The 20,516-nt window shown below is 44.3% G+C and carries 33 protein-coding genes and 1 pseudogene; 3 read left to right on the top strand and 31 right to left on the bottom strand.

Translation table 11 applies throughout. The features are described from left to right. Positions 1-311 precede the first annotated feature (311 nt). Positions 312-1,076, top strand: a complete 765-nt coding sequence (gene pdaB, locus ICW23_RS18220) for a polysaccharide deacetylase family sporulation protein PdaB (RefSeq protein ID WP_045926996.1) — start codon at positions 312-314, stop codon at positions 1,074-1,076. Position 1,077: 1 nt separating this feature from the next. On the opposite strand, the gene kbaA is transcribed toward pdaB, so the two are convergent. After that, complete coding sequence (gene kbaA / locus ICW23_RS18215; protein WP_007410420.1) at positions 1,078-1,674, bottom strand: KinB-signaling pathway activation protein; 597 nt, start codon at positions 1,672-1,674, stop codon at positions 1,078-1,080. A gap of 107 nt (positions 1,675-1,781) precedes the next feature. On the opposite strand from kbaA, the gene gerD reads away from it, so the two are divergent. Continuing rightward, on the top strand, positions 1,782-2,336 hold the full coding sequence (gerD, locus tag ICW23_RS18210) for a spore germination lipoprotein GerD (protein ID WP_016935887.1): 555 nt from the start codon (positions 1,782-1,784) through the stop codon (positions 2,334-2,336). A 34-nt stretch (positions 2,337-2,370) separates the two neighbouring features. Here the strand turns inward: gerD and ICW23_RS18205 are convergent, their stop codons facing one another. The 3 genes from ICW23_RS18205 to ICW23_RS18195 all read right to left on the bottom strand — a co-directional run bounded on the left by ICW23_RS18205 (position 2,371) and on the right by ICW23_RS18195 (position 4,720). Continuing rightward, positions 2,371-3,423, bottom strand: a complete 1,053-nt coding sequence (locus ICW23_RS18205) for an Mrp/NBP35 family ATP-binding protein (RefSeq protein ID WP_047477885.1) — start codon at positions 3,421-3,423, stop codon at positions 2,371-2,373. 79 nt (positions 3,424-3,502) lie between these two features. Next, on the bottom strand, positions 3,503-4,216 hold the full coding sequence (gene cwlD / locus ICW23_RS18200; protein ID WP_016935889.1) for an N-acetylmuramoyl-L-alanine amidase CwlD: 714 nt from the start codon (positions 4,214-4,216) through the stop codon (positions 3,503-3,505). A gap of 60 nt (positions 4,217-4,276) precedes the next feature. Beyond that, positions 4,277-4,720 (bottom strand): DUF2521 family protein, encoded by a 444-nt coding sequence (locus ICW23_RS18195; RefSeq protein ID WP_029575198.1) that lies wholly within the window; start codon positions 4,718-4,720, stop codon positions 4,277-4,279. 131 nt (positions 4,721-4,851) lie between these two features. Here ICW23_RS18195 and ICW23_RS18190 point away from each other — a divergent pair, with 131 nt between their 5' ends. Beyond that, a complete protein-coding gene (locus ICW23_RS18190; protein WP_016935891.1) occupies positions 4,852-5,298 on the top strand; it encodes a DinB family protein in 447 nt (148 codons plus the stop codon). Positions 5,299-5,338: 40 nt separating this feature from the next. On the opposite strand, the gene ICW23_RS18185 is transcribed toward ICW23_RS18190, so the two are convergent. From ICW23_RS18185 to rplN, 27 genes and pseudogenes are all read right to left on the bottom strand, one after another. After that, complete coding sequence (locus tag ICW23_RS18185; protein ID WP_188154896.1) at positions 5,339-6,106, bottom strand: class I SAM-dependent methyltransferase; 768 nt, start codon at positions 6,104-6,106, stop codon at positions 5,339-5,341. A gap of 138 nt (positions 6,107-6,244) precedes the next feature. After that, the gene (gene rpsI / locus ICW23_RS18180; protein WP_188154895.1) at positions 6,245-6,637 is read right to left on the bottom strand and encodes a 30S ribosomal protein S9; all 393 of its coding nucleotides are present in this window, start codon (positions 6,635-6,637) and stop codon (positions 6,245-6,247) included. A gap of 20 nt (positions 6,638-6,657) precedes the next feature. Next, entirely contained in the window at positions 6,658-7,095 is a 438-nt protein-coding gene (gene rplM, locus ICW23_RS18175; protein ID WP_003156556.1) for a 50S ribosomal protein L13, read from the bottom strand. A 159-nt stretch (positions 7,096-7,254) separates the two neighbouring features. After that, a complete protein-coding gene (truA, locus tag ICW23_RS18170; protein WP_188154894.1) occupies positions 7,255-7,998 on the bottom strand; it encodes a tRNA pseudouridine(38-40) synthase TruA in 744 nt (247 codons plus the stop codon). A gap of 12 nt (positions 7,999-8,010) precedes the next feature. Continuing rightward, entirely contained in the window at positions 8,011-8,808 is a 798-nt protein-coding gene (locus tag ICW23_RS18165; protein ID WP_016935894.1) for an energy-coupling factor transporter transmembrane component T family protein, read from the bottom strand. Then, entirely contained in the window at positions 8,805-9,674 is an 870-nt protein-coding gene (locus tag ICW23_RS18160; RefSeq protein WP_045927000.1) for an energy-coupling factor ABC transporter ATP-binding protein, read from the bottom strand. Before ICW23_RS18160 ends, ICW23_RS18165 begins: the two co-directional genes overlap by 4 nt. Beyond that, positions 9,650-10,495, bottom strand: a complete 846-nt coding sequence (locus ICW23_RS18155) for an energy-coupling factor ABC transporter ATP-binding protein (protein WP_016935896.1) — start codon at positions 10,493-10,495, stop codon at positions 9,650-9,652. The genes ICW23_RS18160 and ICW23_RS18155 overlap by 25 nt, the downstream gene beginning before the upstream one ends. 131 nt (positions 10,496-10,626) lie before the next feature. Next, positions 10,627-10,989, bottom strand: a complete 363-nt coding sequence (rplQ, locus tag ICW23_RS18150) for a 50S ribosomal protein L17 (RefSeq protein ID WP_003156550.1) — start codon at positions 10,987-10,989, stop codon at positions 10,627-10,629. 77 nt (positions 10,990-11,066) lie between these two features. Next, a complete protein-coding gene (locus tag ICW23_RS18145; protein ID WP_003156549.1) occupies positions 11,067-12,011 on the bottom strand; it encodes a DNA-directed RNA polymerase subunit alpha in 945 nt (314 codons plus the stop codon). A 176-nt stretch (positions 12,012-12,187) separates the two neighbouring features. Then, positions 12,188-12,583 (bottom strand): 30S ribosomal protein S11, encoded by a 396-nt coding sequence (gene rpsK / locus ICW23_RS18140; protein ID WP_007410409.1) that lies wholly within the window; start codon positions 12,581-12,583, stop codon positions 12,188-12,190. 24 nt (positions 12,584-12,607) lie between these two features. Next, positions 12,608-12,973 carry a 30S ribosomal protein S13 gene (rpsM, locus tag ICW23_RS18135; protein WP_003156545.1) on the bottom strand — a complete coding sequence of 122 codons (366 nt, stop codon included), beginning with the start codon at positions 12,971-12,973 and terminating at the stop codon, positions 12,608-12,610. A 22-nt stretch (positions 12,974-12,995) separates the two neighbouring features. Then, the gene (gene rpmJ / locus ICW23_RS18130; protein ID WP_003156543.1) at positions 12,996-13,109 is read right to left on the bottom strand and encodes a 50S ribosomal protein L36; all 114 of its coding nucleotides are present in this window, start codon (positions 13,107-13,109) and stop codon (positions 12,996-12,998) included. Positions 13,110-13,142: 33 nt separating this feature from the next. Continuing rightward, on the bottom strand, positions 13,143-13,361 hold the full coding sequence (infA, locus tag ICW23_RS18125) for a translation initiation factor IF-1 (protein ID WP_003156508.1): 219 nt from the start codon (positions 13,359-13,361) through the stop codon (positions 13,143-13,145). Then, a pseudogene (locus tag ICW23_RS19060) lies at positions 13,339-13,621 on the bottom strand (KOW domain-containing RNA-binding protein). Before ICW23_RS19060 ends, infA begins: the two are co-directional and overlap by 23 nt. 64 nt (positions 13,622-13,685) lie before the next feature. Next, positions 13,686-14,432 carry a type I methionyl aminopeptidase gene (map, locus tag ICW23_RS18120; RefSeq protein ID WP_003156505.1) on the bottom strand — a complete coding sequence of 249 codons (747 nt, stop codon included), beginning with the start codon at positions 14,430-14,432 and terminating at the stop codon, positions 13,686-13,688. Beyond that, positions 14,429-15,082, bottom strand: a complete 654-nt coding sequence (locus ICW23_RS18115) for an adenylate kinase (RefSeq protein WP_045927001.1) — start codon at positions 15,080-15,082, stop codon at positions 14,429-14,431. Before ICW23_RS18115 ends, map begins: the two co-directional genes overlap by 4 nt. Positions 15,083-15,133: 51 nt before the next feature. Then, the gene (secY, locus tag ICW23_RS18110; RefSeq protein ID WP_016935898.1) at positions 15,134-16,429 is read right to left on the bottom strand and encodes a preprotein translocase subunit SecY; all 1,296 of its coding nucleotides are present in this window, start codon (positions 16,427-16,429) and stop codon (positions 15,134-15,136) included. 1 nt (position 16,430) lies between these two features. After that, complete coding sequence (rplO, locus tag ICW23_RS18105) at positions 16,431-16,871, bottom strand: 50S ribosomal protein L15 (protein ID WP_003156499.1); 441 nt, start codon at positions 16,869-16,871, stop codon at positions 16,431-16,433. Between the two features lie 30 nt (positions 16,872-16,901). Then, positions 16,902-17,081, bottom strand: a complete 180-nt coding sequence (gene rpmD, locus ICW23_RS18100; RefSeq protein WP_003156497.1) for a 50S ribosomal protein L30 — start codon at positions 17,079-17,081, stop codon at positions 16,902-16,904. A 13-nt stretch (positions 17,082-17,094) separates the two neighbouring features. Beyond that, a complete protein-coding gene (gene rpsE, locus ICW23_RS18095) occupies positions 17,095-17,595 on the bottom strand; it encodes a 30S ribosomal protein S5 (protein ID WP_003328273.1) in 501 nt (166 codons plus the stop codon). 24 nt (positions 17,596-17,619) lie between these two features. Further along, positions 17,620-17,982: a 50S ribosomal protein L18 gene (gene rplR / locus ICW23_RS18090; RefSeq protein WP_013350816.1), complete on the bottom strand. Its 363-nt coding sequence runs from the start codon at positions 17,980-17,982 to the stop codon at positions 17,620-17,622. Positions 17,983-18,015: 33 nt separating this feature from the next. Then, positions 18,016-18,555: a 50S ribosomal protein L6 gene (gene rplF / locus ICW23_RS18085; RefSeq protein WP_016935899.1), complete on the bottom strand. Its 540-nt coding sequence runs from the start codon at positions 18,553-18,555 to the stop codon at positions 18,016-18,018. A gap of 30 nt (positions 18,556-18,585) precedes the next feature. Then, positions 18,586-18,984, bottom strand: a complete 399-nt coding sequence (rpsH, locus tag ICW23_RS18080; protein ID WP_003156489.1) for a 30S ribosomal protein S8 — start codon at positions 18,982-18,984, stop codon at positions 18,586-18,588. 31 nt (positions 18,985-19,015) lie between these two features. Beyond that, positions 19,016-19,201, bottom strand: a complete 186-nt coding sequence (gene rpsN / locus ICW23_RS18075; protein WP_003156488.1) for a 30S ribosomal protein S14 — start codon at positions 19,199-19,201, stop codon at positions 19,016-19,018. A gap of 22 nt (positions 19,202-19,223) precedes the next feature. After that, complete coding sequence (gene rplE, locus ICW23_RS18070; protein ID WP_003156487.1) at positions 19,224-19,763, bottom strand: 50S ribosomal protein L5; 540 nt, start codon at positions 19,761-19,763, stop codon at positions 19,224-19,226. 26 nt (positions 19,764-19,789) lie between these two features. Beyond that, complete coding sequence (gene rplX, locus ICW23_RS18065; RefSeq protein WP_014469620.1) at positions 19,790-20,101, bottom strand: 50S ribosomal protein L24; 312 nt, start codon at positions 20,099-20,101, stop codon at positions 19,790-19,792. 36 nt (positions 20,102-20,137) lie between these two features. Continuing rightward, on the bottom strand, positions 20,138-20,506 hold the full coding sequence (gene rplN / locus ICW23_RS18060; protein WP_007410404.1) for a 50S ribosomal protein L14: 369 nt from the start codon (positions 20,504-20,506) through the stop codon (positions 20,138-20,140). Positions 20,507-20,516 lie beyond the last annotated feature (10 nt).

The following is a 20,516-nucleotide window of genomic DNA, read 5'->3' as shown; positions in this document are numbered from 1 at the left end:
CGATTTATTTAAAACTTTGAATTAACAGGTACGTTTTGTCTTGTTTAGTTTTCAAAGATCATTACCGCTTGTTGAAGCAGCTTTATTATCTTACCACTCAGCTTCTTTTATGTCAACAACTTTTTTTAAGTCGTTTTCGAAGCTTTTTGTTGTTGTCTGCTGTTCATCAGCGACGAATAATAATATACCATGCATCCGCTAAATATAGCAAGTGTTTTTTTCATCTTTTTTTAAAACTATACTTCGTTATATTCATCTCCGCTGCGGCATACGATGTAATCAAGCATGGACAAGATAAGGAGGCGTCATCAGTGAACCACTTCTACGTGTGGCACATCAAAAGGATAAAACAGCTGCTTATTATTATTATTGCCGCATTTGCAGCAGCCAGCTTTTTTTATATACAGAGAGCTGTCCCCCTTCCTGTATTTTTGACTGATAACGGTCCAAAAGCGATTTCTAAAGGGGAGACGAAATCAGACGAAGTGGCATTAACATTCGATATCAGCTGGGGTGATGAAAAGGCGGTTCCGATTCTGAACGCGCTGAAGGCAAACGGCATTAAAAACGCCACTTTTTTTCTGTCAGCTTCTTGGGCGGAACGGCACCCGGACACAGTCGAACGTATGATTAAAGACGGGCATCAAATCGGAAGCATGGGCTATGCGTATAAGAACTATACCAGTCTAGAGGATCAAGACATCAAGAAGGATATCCTCAGAGCCCAGACAGCATTTAAGAAAATGGGTGTGAAGAATGTTCATTTACTCCGCCCGCCGACCGGACAATTTAATAAAAAGGTTCTTACCATTGCACAGCAGTACCACTATTCAGTGGTTCATTACAGCATTAACTCACAGGATTGGAGAAATCCCGGCCCTGATAAAATCATTGAAAATGTAAACAGTCATATAAAAGGCGGCGACATTGTTCTGCTGCACGCCTCTGATTCAGCAACGCAAACGGAAGAAGCGCTCCCCGCCATCATTCACAATTTAAAGCAAAAGGGTCTTAAAAACGTGACTGTCGGTGATCTGATCGCAAATACTGACGTCAAGTCATCAGAAGTGAAATAGGCTACCTTTGGGCAAACTTCGGCAGCATTAACAGCTGAAATGCGTTGCAGCCCATCAGCGGAATCAGCATCAAATAAAGCCAGTCCTCATTATTCACCCTTAACGCAGGAACCCATTCAAGCGCTGTAATTACGACCATTAAAAATAACGATGAAACGAACGTATTTTTTGAGGACTGCTTTTGTTTTATATATGCCGTCAACAGGCCGACGGCAAGAAGAGCAAGCGGAAGCCAGACAAACCCTGCAATCGAGTCATCCCGCTCACCAAAAAACAAAAATCTCACATACATTAAATCAAAAGCAACAAACAGAATGATAAACAGCTGAAGCAGATTCCAAAGCGAGCTTGATCTGAGGATTTCAAGGGCAAAACGGTGCACTGTCAAAAATACGAAAAATCCCATTTGACTGATCACACTGAAGATCATGCCTACTCCGATAAACCAGATCAGAACGGAGAAAATCTGACCGGCCTCAAAATTCAGAAAGAACCCCTTGTACTCCCCCCACTTCAGTGCAAATCCCACGACGCTTGTAATAAGAGCGCCCACAGCTAAAATCGAAAAGAAAAATCGAACAAGCCCGCGGCTTTTCATCTCTTATTCATCCCCCTGACAATCGCGTTCAGCGATATTTTGTTATGTATAAATCCATTCTGGTGAATCATATTAAAAGTAAGAACAAGTAAGGAAGGAGCTTACGCATGTCAAAAGCCAAAACGCTATTGATAAGCTGTTTTGTTGTATTATCTGTAACAGCTTGCGCTCCAAAAGACCAAGCAGCGGATATGGATTATGACCAGACTAAAAAAATGGTTGTCGATATATTAAAAACAGATGATGGAAAAAAAGCAATTAAGGAAATATTAAATGACGATGCGATGAATGAGGCATTGGTGATTGATCAGAATGCCATTAAAGGCACAATAGAGAAAACCCTCACCTCTAAAAAAGGGGCGGAGTTCTGGAAAACCATCTTTGAAGACTCAAAGTTCGCCGAGAGCTTTGCAAAGACACTTCAGCCCGAGCACGAAAAAATCATAAAAAAACTGATGAAAGACCCTGATTATCAGAAAAGTTTTATGCAGATCATGCAGGACCCCGGCATGGATAAAAAATACTACGAGCTGGTGAAAAGCCAAAAATTCCGCAGTTACTTAGAAGATGTGATTACAGAGACACTTTCCAGCCCGCTTTTCAAAAAGCAATTTGAGGATGAACTGAAAAAAGCGGCTTCAAGCTCAGAAAAAGAAAGCTAATAAAAGGCCGGGCCGTTTGATCCCGGCCCCTTTTTTATTCAGCTGTTTTTTCAATAACTTTTTGGGCGATCCCCATATAAATTTCTCCGATCGGATGGCTTCTGTCATAAACAGAAGGCGCAAACTGGTCTTTGTCCCAATCAGGCTGTTTTAAAGGAATTCTGCCAAGCAGCGGCACCTGCAATTCCTCTGCAAGCTTATCCCCTCCGCCTTGGCCGAACACATATTCTTTCTCGCCGGTTTTTGCGCTCTCATAGTAAGCCATGTTTTCAATGACCCCTACAACTTCATGATCGGTTTTAATCGCCATAGAACCCGCTCTCGCCGCTACAAATGCAGCCGTAGGATGCGGCGTTGATACGATAATCTCTTTGCAGCTTGGAAGCATCGTGTGTACATCGAGCGCAACATCACCCGTACCCGGCGGCAGATCGAGAACGATGTAGTCAACCTCTCCCCAGTCAACCTCATGGAAGAAGTTGTTCAGCATCTTACCGAGCATAGGGCCTCGCCAAACAACTGGAGCGTTCTCTTCGACGAAAAAGCCCATAGACATGACCTTTACTCCAAATCTTTCGACAGGAAGCAGTTTTTCTCCTTCTACTGTCGGACGAACTGTAATACCCATCATGTCAGGCACACTGAATCCGTATATATCCGCATCGATCAGGCCGACTTTTTTGCCGAGCCGAGCAAGAGAAATGGCCAGATTGACGGAAACCGTTGATTTGCCGACCCCGCCTTTTCCGCTTGCCACTGCCAAAAAGACCGGCGGATGTTTCCTATTCAGCAGGGTTTCGCTTTCAGACGCCGGCTGGCTGAATTTCGCCAATGTCTCTTCCGGCAGCTCTTCAAACCGAAGACCGACAGTTTCCGCTCCTGCTTCTTTCAGAACGGATACCATTTCCTGCTGAATGCTCATTTGCTCAGCCGTCCCCGTTTTTGCCAATGCAATTTTCACACTGACATGCCGTTTTTCCGGCTTGATCTTTACTTCCTTAACGGCATCCAATTCTCCCAGCGGTCTATGAAGAAAAGGTTCGCGCATTTTTCCGATTATATTTCTTACTTCATCTTCTCTTATCATCGAACCCTCACCCTTTGTGTATTCGTTTACAAGTGGTATTATACCATATATTAATTATAGAATCGGCGAAAAACCCTCCTTACTCGGGAGGGTCGCCTTTCTCTGTGAAGTATCTCAATACGCCCTTATACACGGAAGAAGCGATGATATCCTGATATTTAGGCTGGCCGAGCCTCTTCGCTTCTGCCGGATTGGATAAAAATCCGATCTCCACCAGCGCGCCCGGTTTGGTTACATTCTGCATTAAGTATATGCCGTGTATCCGTTTCGCCTTTCTCGTCGTATTCTCCAGGTTAATTCTCAGTTCATCTTGTATATACTTTGCCACTTTTTCATTCTCTTCATATTTTCCATAGTAGAAACTTTGGGCGCCGCTCCATCTCGGTGACGGTATGGCGTTCAGATGAATGCTGATATAAAGCTCCGCCTCTGAACGGTTGATGAGTTCCACACGCTTTCTAAGGTCTTCCGCTTTGCGTCTGCTGTAGCCTTTCGTCCCTTCAGGCGCCAAGTCGGTATCCGTCTCCCGCGTCATGATGACCAAAGCCCCTTGCTCCTGTAAATAATCTCTCACCCTGGAGGCCACCTCAAGAGTAATATCTTTTTCAAGATGACTGCCTCCCGTAGCGCCGCCGTCCGGTCCGCCGTGTCCCGGATCGAGATAGATGATTTTCCCGCTCAGCGGCAGGCTCCACGGCCGCCAGGAATCATCATTATGAAATTGAAACCGGAATAAACACAATAATATGATAAAGCCAAGTAAAAAACCGAGCCATTTCAGTTTTTTTCTCATACTTTTCCCTCCCGCTTGTCCCCGTTATTAATAAGTATGGGACAAGGGAAGAAATTATGATTACCTCATGCGGAGCTTACATTGTTTTTCTCTTTGCAGGAATCCTTCCGTCCACCAGCTGTTGATAAACCGGCAGGACGCTTCATAGATTTCTTTTTGTTCTACGGAAGAATATTGCTCATGCGTCCAATTGCAAAGATATTCAAAAAAATCGACCGTCAGTTCTTCCTCTTCTTCAGCCGAACGCGCGTTTGCCCTCTGCAAGGACTCGCCATAATAGCCAAAGACGCCGAACCGGCCGCCTAATAAATACGCTTCTATTGCAAAATCTATGCATCCTTCACTGAGAATGCCGTTTTCGTCCTGAAAAAAGGGAAACAAGGGGGTAAGACACGCTTTTACGGATTGAATGATTTGCGTCAGTGACAGCTCCTTGAGTAAATTTTTCTCAAGCTCATAATCCTTCTGCCGTTTCACGTCTGAAAAAGATAAAACCTCTGCCATTGCCATTTCACTCTCCTTTTTACTGTTATTTTGAAAGGAATAAGGAAAAAGCATGCTTTGTTGATAGTGGAAATCCTCCCAAATGAAGGGGTTTCATGTTAACTGGGAGAATAAAGAGCGGAGGTGACGTTATGAAAAAGCTGTTTCAATACAATTGGACGGTGCGTGATGAGTGGTTTGCGATATGTGAGAAGCTGAGCCGAGAGGAACTGACGAAATCCCGGACGGGCGGAATGGAGAGCATCTTGCGGACTTTATTTCATATCATTGATGTCGAGATCAGCTGGGCTCGTGCCATTTTAGGTAAAGCTGATGTTTTGCCTGCTGAGTCTGATTATGCCAGCATACAGGATCTCCGGAAGCTCTCTGAACAGTATCGGGAGGATGTCATTCAAGCGGTCTCCGGCAAAGGAGCGGATCTTGTTAAGCCGGGCTGGATGGACCAAACCTTTCATAAAGATGATATTCTCCGCCACATCCTTGCGCATGAGATTCACCATATGGGACAACTATCGGTTTGGGCCAGAGAAATTGGAATAGAACCGGTTTCAGCTAATGTGATCAGCCGCCCGCAGTAAAAAGCCGCAAAAAAACAGCACCGGTGACGGGATGCTGTTTTTATATTTTGATGCTTCTGGTTACGGAGTATGTATTAATGTATTCATCCAGAACGAGGCCGCCCTTGTCCTCATAAAAGCCGGCAACCATGAAGCCTGCGTCAATCTGGCCTTTAATTTGATCCTCTAACGTATGGCCGAATTCAAATGCTTCATGATTCTCAATGAGTTCCTGTACTTTTTTCTTGCTCAGATCTTTTTCATCCGAAAACGGAATGGAATACTTTACTTTTAGGACGCCCTCCTGCTCTAAATCCATATCAAATAAGAACACGACGGGATTTACAAAACCGGAGACTAACGATCCGCCCTTTTTTAATACGCGATAGGCTTCTTTCCATACCGGAAGAACTGAATCAACAAAGCAATTCGATACCGGATGCACGATAAAATCAAATGACTCATCATCAAAACAGCTCAGATCATTCATGCTGCCTTTGACAGTCTGAAGTGTAAGGTGATCCCGTTCGGCAACCATTCTGTCTTGCGCAAGCTGCTTTTCCGAATTGTCAAAGACGGTGACATCAGCTCCTGCAGCAGCCAGCACCGGGCCTTGCTGTCCTCCTCCTGAAGCGAGACAAAGAACCTTCAAACCGTCTATGGACGGGAACCAATCCTCCGGCACGTCTTTTGCGGGGGTCATTTTGATGCTCCAATTGCCTTTTTTCGCTTCACCAATCGTATGGGAATCAACCGCTACCGTCCATTCATTGCCCGTTTCGACTTTTTTATCCCATGCCTTGCTGTTATGTATGGCTAACTGATTCATTATAACTGCGCTCCTTATTGGTAATGAATAGAGTATAACAAAACAATTCTAGAAAAACATTGGATAACCTCTTCGATATGAGAAAAAAATACAAAAAAACCACAACCAAGAAGTTGTGGTTTTTGCAATCCAAAACGATTAACGTTTTGAGAACTGAGGTGCACGACGAGCGCCTTTAAGACCGTATTTTTTACGTTCTTTCATACGAGCGTCACGAGTCAGAAGACCAGCACGTTTAAGTGTTGCACGGTATTCTGGATCTGCTTCAAGCAAAGCACGAGCGATACCATGACGGATTGCTCCAGATTGACCAGATAAGCCGCCTCCATGTACGTTTACTAAAACATCATAAGTACCAGCTGTTTCAGTTAAAGTTAATGGTTGTTTGATATCTTCGATTAGAGCTGGAGATGGAATGTGCTCGCTGATTTCACGATTATTAACGACGATACGACCTTCTCCTGGAACTAAGCGCACACGCGCTACAGAACTTTTACGACGGCCAGTACCGTAATATTGAACCTGTGCCAAATTGGTAACCTCCTTTTTAATTAACCGCGAAGTTCGTAAACTTCAGGTTTTTGTGCTTCATGTGGATGCTCAGAACCACGGTATACGTTCAATTTTTTGAACATTTGACGACCTAGAGAACCTTTTGGAAGCATGCCTTTGATAGCAAGCTCAAGCATTTTCTCAGGGTAGTTTGTACGCATTTCAAGAGCAGTTCTTGATTTCAGACCGCCTGGGTGCATTGTGTGACGGTAGTAGATTTTATCAGTTAACTTTTTACCAGTTAACTCGATTTTTTCAGCGTTGATGATGATCACATGATCTCCTGTATCAACGTGCGGTGTATAAGTCGGTTTGTGTTTTCCGCGAAGGATAGATGCAACTTCTGTAGAAAGACGTCCTAGAGTCTTGCCAGCAGCATCAACAACTAACCACTTGCGTTCAATAGTACTTGCGTTAGCCATAGGTGTTGTACGCATTGAATTTCCCTCCTAAATGATCTGTCATTTTCAATAAACTTCTGTTACGTTCTATTTCACAACACAATAAGTTCCGGGGCTTATCGTGGGGTTGAAATACATACCATATGATATCTTATAACTTTATGCAGACTCTGTCAAGAAAATGTTACACCTGGTTTAGTTGTCATAGCAAACGCTCCATAAATACAGCCCGTGCCCCGGTGCGGTGCGCCCCGCGGCTTCGCGATCCTTCGCTTCCAGCATTGCTTTTAGATCATCAGGAGAAAATTTTCCAGTTCCTGTGTCCAATAACGTTCCGGCAATGATTCTGACCATATTATACAGAAATCCGTTTCCGGTGATCCGCATTTGCAGGCCGTCTCCGGTCTCAGTCCAATCCAGTTCGTAAACTGTTCTGACTTTATCCTGAACCGCGGTATCAGCCGCGCAAAAACTTGTGAAATCATGTGTCCCAATAAGGTGCCTTGAAGCTTCCCTCATTTTCTGCACATTAAGCTGATATGCAAAATGGTAAGCGTAATGTCGTTTAAATACGTCCGGGTGTTTCTCCGTATATACAAAGTAGCGATATTCCTTTTGGACTGCGCTAAATCGTGCATGGAACCCATCATCCGCAATCTCTGCTGTTTTGACGGCAATATCATCAGGCAGCAGGGCATTGAGCGCAAACGGCCATTTTTCAGCCGGAATGGACAGCGGCGTATCAAAATGAATGACCTGCCCGGCAGCATGAACATCGCTGTCAGTGCGGCCCGATGAAATGACAGGCACCCTGCCGTCCGTTTTGTGGATGACGGCGAGCGCCTTTTCCAATTCACTTTGAACGGTCCGTTTTCCAGGCTGAACCTGATATCCGTTAAACAAATGCCCGTCATAAGCAATGGTACATTTCATTCTCATTCAGCAGCACCTCTAACTTCTTAAGAAAAACAATAATACGGCTAATACGATGATGAGCAGAATAGCTCCGGTATCCTTGCCGGTCCAGACAAGCTTTCTGTATTTCGTTCTCCCCTCACCGCCCTGGTAGCCTCTCGCCTCCATGGCGACCGCGAGCTCTTCCGCGCGTTTAAAGGCGCTGACAAACAGCGGAACAAGCAGCGGAACAACAGCTTTGATTCTGTCTTTCACCGGACCGCTTGTAAAATCCGCCCCCCTCGCCATTTGCGCCTTCATGATTTTATCCGTCTCCTCCATCAGCGTCGGAATAAAGCGCAGCGAAATCGACATCATCAACGCGAGTTCGTGTACGGGCAGCTTCACCTTTTTAAATGGATTCAAGAGCTGCTCCATTCCATCCGTTATTTCAATCGGCGTTGTCGTCAGCGTCAGCAGCGTCGTCATAAAGATGAGGTAGACGAAACGGAGAGAGATAAAAATCCCTTGTACAAGTCCGCCCTCATATACTTTAAACCAGCCAAGCTGAAAAATGACAGACCCTTCATGCGTCATGAAGATGTGCAGTAAAAACGTAAACGCCACAATCCAGATAATCGGCTTAAGCCCCTTCAGTAAAAAGCTGAAAGGCACTCGCGTTAAGGCGATCACCCCGAATGTAAATAAACCGAGCAAAGCGTACGTCTGCACGTTGTTTGCCAAAAAGACGATACATACAAAAAGAAAGATGCTGACAAGTTTTGTTCGCGGGTCCAATCGGTGAATAAGCGATGAACCGGGAACATACTTTCCGATAATCATGCTGTCCATCATTGGTCCTTTTCCTCCTGAAAGAAAGCCTTAATTTCGCTGGCGGCATCCTGCAGGGTCAGCATGGGTTTCTCATACTTGACGCCGAGAGCCGCCTCAAGCCGTCTCTGAAACTTCACCGATTCAGGAAGATCCAGGCCCATTTCGGCCATCTCTTCACCTTTTGCAAACAAGTCGCGCGGACTCCCCGTCGCTTTAATGGTTCCTTTGTGCATGACGATCATCTCGTCGGCATAGCGGGCGGCATCCTCCATACTGTGGGTGACGAGAACGGTAGTCAGGTTCCCGCGCTTATGAAGCGCATAGAACATGTCCATAATGTCCTGGCGCCCTCTGGGATCAAGGCCGGCCGTCGGTTCATCCAAAACCAGCACTTCCGGCTCCATCGCGAGAACGCCGGCAATCGCCACTCTGCGCATCTGACCGCCGCTGAGCTCAAACGGCGAACGATCCAAAATGTCTTCCGGGAGGCCCACAAGCTCCAGCATCTCTTTCGCCTTTCGTTCAGCGTCTTCTTTTTTCACACCGAAATTCATCGGTCCGAATGAGATGTCCTTCAGCACAGTCTCCTCAAACAGCTGATGTTCGGGAAATTGGAAAACGATTCCGACTTTTTTCCGCAAAGTCTTAAGATTTTTATTCTTTTTACCGGCTGCCAAAATCGTGCTGCCGAGTTCCAGCTGTCCTTTAGTAGGTCTCAGCAAACCGTTTAAATGCTGTAAGAGCGTGGATTTGCCCGACCCTGTATGTCCGATGACGGCCACATAGCTGCCCTCTTTTATCACTGCATTGATATCATACAGAGCAAGCCGTTCAAACGGTGTCTTCATTTGATAGCGATGTTCTACATCTTTGATTTTAATGTCCACAGCTCATTCACCAGCCCTTCCTGAGTCAGATGGTTTTTCGTTAACGCCAGTCCGCTTTCTTTCAAAAGCAGGCTGAGCTGGAATGAGAAAGGCAAATCAAGACCGATGCGAACCAAGTCTTCATTTAATTTAAAGATCTCTTCAGGCGGGCCTTCTGCATACTTCCTGCCGCCGTTCATTACAATGATTCTGTCCGCCCTTGCGGCTTCTTCCAGGTCATGTGTAATCGAAATGACGGTGGCCGTGCCCTGATCTTTTAAGCGTCTGACAGTATCAAGGACTTCTTCTCTCCCGATTGGGTCAAGCATGGATGTCGCTTCATCCAAAATCATAATATCAGGACGCGCAGCAATAATCCCTGCGATCGCCACTCTTTGTTTTTGACCTCCGGAGAGATGGTGCGGCTCTTGATCAAGAAAATCCTGCATATTGACTTGTTTGACAGCCCAATCTACTCTCTCGATCATTTCTTCGCGCGGAACACCATTGTTTTCTAAACCAAAAGCCACATCATCGCGAACCGTTGTTCCGACAAATTGGTTATCGGGATTCTGAAAGACCATCCCTATTTTTTTTCGCACATCCCACACGGTATCTTCAGTCAGTTTGATGCCGCCGACTTCAATATCTCCGGCCTCAGGCAAAATCAGTCCGTTCAGCGCTCTGGCCAAAGTCGACTTCCCTGAACCATTGTGGCCTACGATAGCAAGCCATTCTCCTTCGTATACCTCCAGACTCACACCGTCCAGCGCCGGCCTTTCTGCATCTTTGCGGTATCGAAATAAGATGTCTTTTACGGATATAAGCTGTTTTTGATCCACGGGTGCCTGGCCTCCTCTCAGCTATAGCTCTGCTTTTCTGTCTCATAATAAAAAGTTCTGGTATCTAAAAAAAGGGCATAGATCCAGTTAGAAACTGTCCCGCCCTTCTTTAGATACACAAAAATATGTGATTAAACCAATTCGATGATTGCCATTGGTGCACCGTCACCACGGCGAGGACCAAGCTTCATAATACGTGTGTATCCGCCTTGGCGCTCCTCGTAACGAGTTGCAATGTCAGAGAATAATTTTTGAAGTGCATCTTGGTTATTTTCTTCATTTGCAACCTCGTTGCGAATGTATGCAGCAGCTTGACGACGAGCATGCAAGTCACCGCGCTTACCAAGAGTGATCATCTTTTCAACAACAGAGCGAAGTTCTTTCGCACGTGTTTCAGTTGTTTCAATTCTTTCGTTGATGATCAAATCTGTTGTAAGATCACGAAGCATAGCTTTACGCTGTGAACTCGTACGTCCTAGTTTTCTGTATGACATGTGATGTCCCCTCCTTTAATGGAATGCTGTTTCTAAATAAAAAACACACGAAAATCCTAGTTCACATGGAAACTAGATCAATCGTCTTTGCGAAGGCCGAGTCCAAGTTCTTCTAGTTTCGCTTTCACTTCTTCAAGTGATTTGCGTCCCAGGTTGCGAACTTTCATCATATCTTCTTCCGTCTTGTTCGCAAGTTCTTGAACCGTGTTAATGCCCGCACGCTTCAAGCAGTTGTAAGAACGGACAGAAAGATCAAGTTCCTCAATCGTCATTTCAAGAACTTTTTCTTTTTGATCCTCTTCTTTTTCAACCATGATTTCAGCATGCTGAGCTTCGTCAGTTAAACCAACGAATATATTAAGGTGTTCAGTTAAAATCTTAGAACCGAGAGCAATTGCTTCCTTCGGTCCAGTGCTTCCGTCAGTCCAAACATCAAGTGTAAGTTTGTCATAGTTTGCAACCTGGCCTACACGAGTGTTTTCTACCTGATAAGATAAACGAGAAACTGGCGTAAAGATTGAATCGATCGGAATCACGCCGATTGGCTGATCGTCTCTTTTGTTCGAATCAGCAGGTGTATACCCACGTCCTCTTTGTGCAGTAAGGCGAACTCGGAAACTCGCATTCTCACCAAGAGTCGCGATATGAAGATCCGGATTAAGGATTTCAACATCGCTGTCGTGTGTAATATCAGCTGCTGTGACAGTTCCTTCACCCTGTACATCAATTTCGAGCGTCTTCTCTTCATCAGAGTAGATTTTCAATGCAAGCTTTTTAATGTGCAAGATTATCGTTGTAACATCTTCCACAACGCCTTCGATTGTCGAGAATTCGTGCAGTACACCATCTATCTGGATCGATGTTACAGCGGCACCAGGGAGTGAGGATAAGAGGATACGACGTAAGGAGTTACCCAGAGTTGTACCATATCCACGCTCAAGCGGCTCTACGACAAACTTACCAAATTTGGCATCGTCGCTGATTTCAACCGTTTCGATTTTTGGTTTTTCAATCTCGATCATTACTTAAAACCCTCCTTCAAAACGTCGAAACCTCGAATAGAATCATATGAGATTCCATCCGAAATTCCCCATTGTTTAGTCCCGTATGTGCTCAGGCAACGAGTCGGTGCATTCGTTTCATAAATAACTGTATCATAACCCATTATTGACAGGGACACAAAATCTATACAAACAAATTACACGCGGCGACGTTTTGGTGGACGGCATCCATTATGAGGAACAGGAGTTACGTCTCTGATAGCTGTAACTTCAAGTCCGGCAGCTTGTAAAGCGCGGATTGCAGCTTCACGGCCAGAACCTGGTCCTTTAACAGTTACTTCAAGAGTTTTAAGTCCGTGTTCAATTGAACCTTTAGCAGCTGTTTCAGCAGCCATTTGCGCAGCAAAAGGAGTAGATTTACGAGAACCTCTGAATCCTAGAGCTCCGGCACTTGACCAAGAAAGAGCATTACCATGAGTATCAGTGATCGTAACGATCGTGTTATTGAAAGTTGAACGAATATGAGCGATTCCTGACTCAATATTCTTTTTCACGCGACGTTTACGCGTGTTTTGTTTACGAGCAGCAGCCATTGTTTAGGTACCTCCCTTACTTACTTATTTTTTCTTGTTAGCTACAGTACGACGCGGACCTTTACGAGTACGCGCATTGTTTTTAGAGTTTTGTCCGCGAACAGGCAAACCTCTGCGATGGCGGATTCCGCGGTAGCTTCCGATTTCGATCAGACGCTTGATGTTAAGAGAAACTTCACGGCGAAGGTCACCTTCTACTTTCAGTTTGTCAATAACATCACGGATTTTACCAAGTTCTTCTTCAGTAAGATCACGCACACGAGTATCTTCAGAAACACCAGCCTCTTTCAAGACTTGCTGAGCCGTTGTGCGGCCAATTCCGAAGACATATGTTAAAGAAATAACAACACGTTTGTCACGTGGGATATCTACACCAGCAATACGAGCCATTCTCTGGGCACCTCCTTATTAATTATCCTTGTTTTTGTTTATGCTTTGGATTTTCACAGATCACCATTACTTTTCCTTTTCTGCGAATAACTTTACATTTCTCGCAGATTGGTTTAACTGATGGTCTCACTTTCATGTGTTTCCAACCTCCTTCAGTTTCCGGAGTGCTTTATTTGTAACGGTACGTAATCCTGCCACGAGTTAAGTCATATGGAGATAATTCTACCGTAACTTTGTCTCCAGGTAAAATGCGAATGAAGTGCATGCGGATTTTACCAGATACGTGAGCCAAAACCGTATGGCCATTTTCGAGTTCAACTTTGAACATCGCGTTTGGCAGAGTTTCGACTATCGTACCTTCCACTTCAATTACATCGTCTTTCGCCATTCAAGTGTTCTCCCTTCTTCAAATCAGTAACTTGCTCTCTGACAAATTTCAAAAGAGAAAATCTCAGTTATCCGTTTGTCACACGCCCTGTTTCGTTTATACTGTTCTGAACTTCCGGAGATACGCAATCATAAAGGGTGAATGATTGATATTCTTTTTCTAAGGAGAATGAAATGTACGCTTTTCTCCGTCTGCTTTAGTACATGATGATGAATCGTCATTCCGATAACAGCAGCTAGCCGGTTTTTCCTCCGACCAATTGTAAACCTACAATCTGCCCAGGTGCGGAATGAAAAACATGTGTCACGGAATTCATTTCATCATCTAGACTTTTGTCAGTATATCAAAACCCGTTTCCGTAATCGCAATCGTATGTTCAAAATGAGCACACTTTTTCCCATCTACCGTTACAACCGTCCAGTTATCAGCCAATGTTTTCACATACCGGCTGCCAGCGTTAACCATCGGTTCTATAGCGAGAACCATACCAGGCTTCAGCCTAGGTCCTTTGTTTGGCGGACCATAATGAGGAATTTGCGGATCCTCATGCAAGTCTTGACCAACACCATGTCCGACATACTCCCTAACAACTGAAAACTGCTCATTTTCGACATACGTTTGTATTGCGTGGGAAATATTCGACAAACGTTCACCTGGTTTTGCTTCCTTCAAGCCTTTATATAAAGACTCCTCTGTCACTTCCAGCAGTCGTTTATCATCATCACTGATGTTTCCTACCGGATATGTCCAAGCAGAGTCACCATGATAACCATTTAATTTAGCACCGATATCAATGCTGATAATGTCACCGTCACGCAAAACCCTTTTACCGGGAATTCCGTGAACGAGTTCTTCATTAACTGATACACAAATGCTCCCGCGAAACCCATTATACCCCTTAAAAGATGGGATTGCACCCTGCTTCTCAATAAAACGTTCGGCAATTTGATCCAATTCTTTTGTCGAGATTCCTGGTTTAATGTGCTTTTTCATCTCTTCATGAGTCAAAGCCACGATTCGCCCTGCTTCCCGCATGATGCTAAGCTCACGAGGGGTCTTACAGATAATCATTTGCTCAATCCTCCAAGAAGCTCTTTCACATCTTTGTACACGTCATTAATGTCCTGCTGGCCATTGACGTTGACAAGATATCCTTTCCCGGAATAAAAATCCAGTAAAGGCTGAGTCTGCTTCATGTTGACCTCAAGCCGTTTTGAGACGGTTTCCTCATTATCATCTGCCCGTTGATAAAGGTCTCCTCCGTCTTTATCACAAACACCCGGCGTTTTCGGCGGATTGAAAACCAAATGATAGGTTGTGCCGCAAACACTGCAAATTCTGCGTCCAGTCAAACGTTCCATTAAAGAGTCTTTGTCTACTTTAATGTTGATGACATAATCAATCGGCTTGCCGTATTCCTCAAGAATGTTTTCAAGAGCTTCAGCCTGAGCGACTGTTCGCGGAAATCCGTCCAGAAGAAAACCTCTTTCACAATCATCTTTGCCGAGTCTTTCTTTGACAATGCCGATTGTGACTTCGTCCGGTACGAGCTCGCCTTTATCGATATAAGACTTTGCTTCGAGTCCGAGTGGTGTTTCTTCTTTCATAGCAGCACGGAACATATCTCCCGTTGAGATATGAGGTATCCCATAATCCTCAACAATTCGTTCTCCCTGTGTGCCTTTACCGGCTCCAGGAAGTCCCATTAAGACTAAGTTCATTCGGATTTCCCCCGTCCTCTCTTATTTAGAGGAATGGTTAAAACCAGTCCTCTAATTTTTCATAAATCCTCGGTAATTACGTTTCACTAACTGGCTCTCCAGCTGCTTCATTGTCTCCAAGGCTACCCCCACGACAATTAACAAAGATGTTCCGCCAATCTGTGCACTTTGAGGCAATCCAGCGAATTGAATGAAAAAGATAGGAAGAATGGAAATCACGGCTAAGAATATAGAACCCACAAACGTAAGTCGATACAAAATGCTCGTAATTCTATCTTGAGTCATTTTCCCTGGACGAACCCCCGGGATATAGCCACCCTGTTTTTTAAGGTTATCTGCCATTTGTTCAGGGTTTACCTGCACAAAAGCATAGAAGTACGTAAAGGCGATAATTAATGCGACATAAACCGTCATGCCCACCGGATGTGTATTGTCAAAGTTGGCTTGAATCCACTTTGTCACATCGTTTGTTCCGAAAAATGACGCGATAGTACGCGGCGTTATAAGAAACGCAACCGCAAAGATTACCGGAATAACCCCTGCCGGATTCACTTTAAGCGGAAGGTGAGTTGACTGGCCTCCCCCAGCAGGTGAACGACCTTGCCCTTTTGCATATTGAATCGCGATTTTGCGTACGGCCTGCTGAATGAAAATAACACCAACAATTACGGCTAAAATCGCAATCACCAGTAAGGCGATTTTTACAATATGAATAAACAGCTGATCGCTGCTGCCGACAAATTGAGTCTCATAAATCTGCCCAACAGTTTTCGGAATACTAGCCACAATCCCCGCGAAGATGATGATCGAAATTCCGTTTCCTACTCCATTGGAAGTAATTTGTTCTCCCAGCCACATTAAAAAAGCAGTTCCTCCAGTGAGTACTAAAGCAATAATCAGATATGTCGATATGCCGGATTTCTCAATCAGCATACCGTTTGCCAGGTTGTTAAACCCGTAAGACATACCTAATGCCTGGATAAAACCAAGCACAATCGTAGAATATCTCGTGAACTGAGCTAATTTACGGCGGCCGACTTCACCTTGCTTAGACCACTCGGTAAACTTCGGCACAACATCCATCTGAAGCAGCTGAATGATGATCGAAGCAGTGATGTAAGGCGTAATTCCCATCGCAAAGATGGAGAACTGATAAAGCGCACCGCCGCCAAATGTATTAAGGAGATCAAAAACCCCCATCGAACTTTGTGTCTGCAACGCCTGAGCATTAACATATGGCACAGGGATAAACGCACCTATGCGAAAGACGATAAGCATGAGTAATGTGAAAATGATTTTATTCCGAATATCACTCACACGCATAAAGTTGGAGATTGTCTTAAACAAGTTAGATCACCTCAGCTGTACCGCCAGCAGCTTCAACAGCTTCTTTCGCAGAAGCAGAGAATTTATTGGCTTTTACAGTTAATTTTTTCTCTAATTTACCGTTGCCAAGAATCTTTACTCCTGCATTTAGTTTGCTAATAACACCAGTCTCAAGAAGAAGTTCAGGAGTGACTTCCGTTCCTTCCGCAAAACCGTTCAATTTGTCTACGTTCACAATAGCGTATTCCTTGCGGTTGATGTTTGTAAAACCACGCTTAGGAAGACGTTGGAATAAAGGCATTTGTCCCCCCTCGAATCCAGGGCGCACACCGCCGCCGGAACGAGCGTTTTGACCTTTGTGACCTTTACCAGCTGTTTTACCGTTACCAGAACCAATACCACGACCTACGCGATTGCGCACTTTGCGTGAACCTTCTGAAGGCTTTAATTCATGAAGTTTCATTAGGACACCTCCTTAGCCTATAATTTATTTTTATTGTTCTTTAACAGAAACTAGATGAGATACTTTATTAATCATACCGCGGATCGCAGCGTTATCTTCATGAACGACAGTTTGGTTCGTTTTCTTTAAACCAAGTGTTCTGACAGTAACGCGCTGATCTTCCGGGCGACCGATTACACTGCGTTTGAGGGTAATTTCTAATTTAGCCATTAATGTTCCCTCCTTATCCTAACAGTTCTTCTACAGATTTTCCACGAAGCTTCGCAACATCTTCGGCACGTTTAAGCTCACTTAAACCTTGAAGTGTTGCACGGATCATGTTGATCGGTGTGTTAGAACCTAAAGACTTAGAAAGGATATCAGCAACGCCAGCAAGCTCAAGTACCGCACGTACAGGGCCTCCAGCGATAACTCCAGTACCTTCAGAAGCAGGTTTCAACAAGATATTGCCTGCACCGAAACGTCCGATGATTTCGTGTGGAATCGTAGTTCCAACCATTGGTACTTCAATCAAATTCTTTTTCGCATCTTCAACAGCTTTGCGGATTGCTTCAGGTACTTCTTGTGCTTTACCAGTACCGAAACCTACGTGACCGTTTTTGTCACCGACAACGACTAGAGCTGCGAAACGGAAACGACGACCACCTTTAACAACTTTCGCTACGCGGTTAACCGTAACTAAGCGTTCTTCTAACTCTAATTTGCTTGGGTCAATACGACGCATAATCATGTGTCCCTCCTTTTTTTATTAAAATTTCAGTCCGGCTTCACGAGCTGCATCGGCCAGAGCTTTTACACGTCCATGGTATAAGTATCCGCCGCGGTCAAATACTACGTCAGAAACACCTTTCTCAGAAGCGCGTTTCGCAACGAGTTCACCGACTTTAGCAGCAGCAGCGCTGTCACCAGTGCTTTCCACGTTCAAATCTTTGTCGAGAGTAGAGGCACTAACAAGTGTAACGCCATTTACATCATCGATGATTTGAGCATAAATGTGTTTGTTTGAACGGAACACATTCAGACGAGGTCTTTCAGCTGTGCCTGAAAGTTTAGCACGAACACGAGCATGTCTTTTTTGACGAGCAGCATTTTTGCTAGTTTTCGTAATCATCCTTGGTCACTCCTTTCTTCACTTTAAGCGGTCTTACTTAGCAGATTTACCTTCTTTACGGCGAACAACTTCACCTTCGTAGCGGATTCCTTTACCTTTGTAAGGCTCTGGAGAACGTACAGCGCGGATGTTAGCAGCAGTAGCTCCTACACGCTCCTTGTCTGTACCTTTTACAACTACTTTCGTTTGAGAAGGAACTTCGATTTCGATGCCCTCTTCAGGAACCATCTCAACAGGGTGAGAGTATCCAACGTTTAAAACAAGTTTGTTACCGGATTTAGCCGCACGATAACCGACACCGACTAATTCCAAACCTCTTTCAAATCCTTTAGATACGCCTTCAACCATGTTTCCAAGCAGACTGCGAGTCGTACCATGCAATGCACGGTGCTCTTTATGATCAGATGGACGAGTGACTGTAAGCACGTTGTCCTCAATTTTGATTTCCATATCAGGATGGAAAGTACGAGTTAATTCTCCTTTTGGTCCTTTTACAGATACAGTGTTGCCTTCGTTCAGCGTTACTGTAACTCCAGAAGGAATCTCAAGCAGTTTTTTACCTACACGAGACATACTAAAACACCTCCATTCTTGTTAAACTTCTTACCAAACGTATGCTAGAACTTCTCCACCAGCTTGTTTTGCACGGGCTTCTTTGTCCGTTAAAACACCTTGTGATGTAGAAATAATCGCGATTCCAAGACCGTTAAGTACGCGAGGTACTTCATTTGATTTAGCGTATACACGCAAACCTGGTTTGCTGATTCTTTTAAGACCAGTGATAACGCGCTCGTTGTTTTGTCCGTATTTCAAGAAAACGCGGATGATACCTTGTTTGCTGTCTTCTACGAACTCAACGTCACGAATGAAACCTTCACGCTTTAAAATGTCAGCAATTTCTCTTTTCAATTTAGAAGCAGGAATTTCAAGCTTCTCATGACGTACCATGTTTGCATTGCGAATACGAGTCAGCATATCTGCAATTGGATCTGTCATAACCATTATATAATTACCTCCTTCCCATTCTTGGGGATTACCAGCTGGCTTTTTTCACGCCAGGAATTTGTCCTTTATATGCAAGCTCACGGAAACAAATACGGCAAAGTTTAAATTTACGAATGACTGAGTGCGGACGTCCGCAGCGTTCACAGCGAGTGTACTCTTGCACTTTAAACTTTGGTGTACGTTGTTGTTTCGCAATCATTGACTTTTTAGCCACGATTTCGCCTCCCTTTCATTGATTATTTCTGGAACGGCATACCTACTTGAGTTAATAGCTCACGAGCCTCTTCGTCAGAGTTAGCAGTCGTTACGATAACGATGTCCATTCCGCGAACCTTTGTTACTTTATCGTAGTCAATTTCAGGGAAGATTAACTGTTCTTTGATACCAAGAGTGTAGTTTCCGCGACCGTCGAAAGATTTCTTAGAAATCCCGCGGAAGTCACGTACACGCGGTAAAGATACAGAAATAAGTTTATCAAGGAAATCATACATGCGCTCTCCGCGAAGAGTTACTTTCGCACCGATAGGCATTCCCTCACGAAGACGGAATCCAGCAATTGATTTCTTCGCACGAGTAACGACAGGTTTTTGACCTGCGATAAACGTTAATTCTTCAACAGCACTGTCAATTGCTTTCGCATTTTGAACAGCATCACCAACACCCATGTTGATTACGATTTTTTCGATTTTCGGCACCTGCATAACAGAGTCGTAGTTGAACTTCGTCATTAAAGCAGGTGAAATTTCTTTATTGTACTTTTCTTTAAGGCGGTTCATGAGATAGACCTCCCTTCCTTTAATTACTATTTATCTAAAACTTGCCCAGATTTTTTAGCAATACGAACTTTTTTGCCATCTTCCACTTTGTATCCTACGCGAGTCACTTCACCTGTTTTAGGATCGAGCGGCATAACGTTTGATACATGAATTGGCGCCTCTTGATTAGAAATACCGCCTTGAGGGTTTGTTTGAGTCGGTTTAGAGTGTTTCTTCACCATGTTTACGCCCTCAACTAGAACGCGGTCCTTTTTAGGGAAAGCAGCAAGGATCGTACCTTGTTTGCCTTTATCTTTACCAGAGATAACCATAACTTTATCGCCTTTTTTCACATGCATCCTGATCGCACCTCCTTGAGTAAGGCATTTATTTCATTAGATAACTTCTGGAGCCAGAGAAACAATTTTCATGAAGTTGTTTTCACGTAATTCACGAGCAACCGGTCCGAAGATACGAGTTCCACGCGGGCTCTTGTCGTCACGGATGATAACACATGCATTCTCATCGAAGCTGATGTATGATCCGTCAGTTCTGCGTGCTCCGCTTTTTGTGCGAACGATAACAGCTCTTACGACTTCACCTTTTTTGACAACGCCTCCTGGTGTTGCTTGTTTAACCGTGCAAACAATTACATCACCAATGTTAGCCGTTTTACGTCCAGAACCGCCAAGAACTTTAATAGTAAGTACCTCACGCGCACCGGAGTTGTCAGCAACTTTTAAACGAGTCTCTTGTTGAATCATTATTTGTTAC

It is taken from the genome of Bacillus sp. 1021, assembly GCF_014534735.1.
Classification (GTDB): domain Bacteria; phylum Bacillota; class Bacilli; order Bacillales; family Bacillaceae; genus Bacillus; species Bacillus siamensis.
This window is presented reverse-complemented; position numbering and strand designations above follow the sequence as displayed.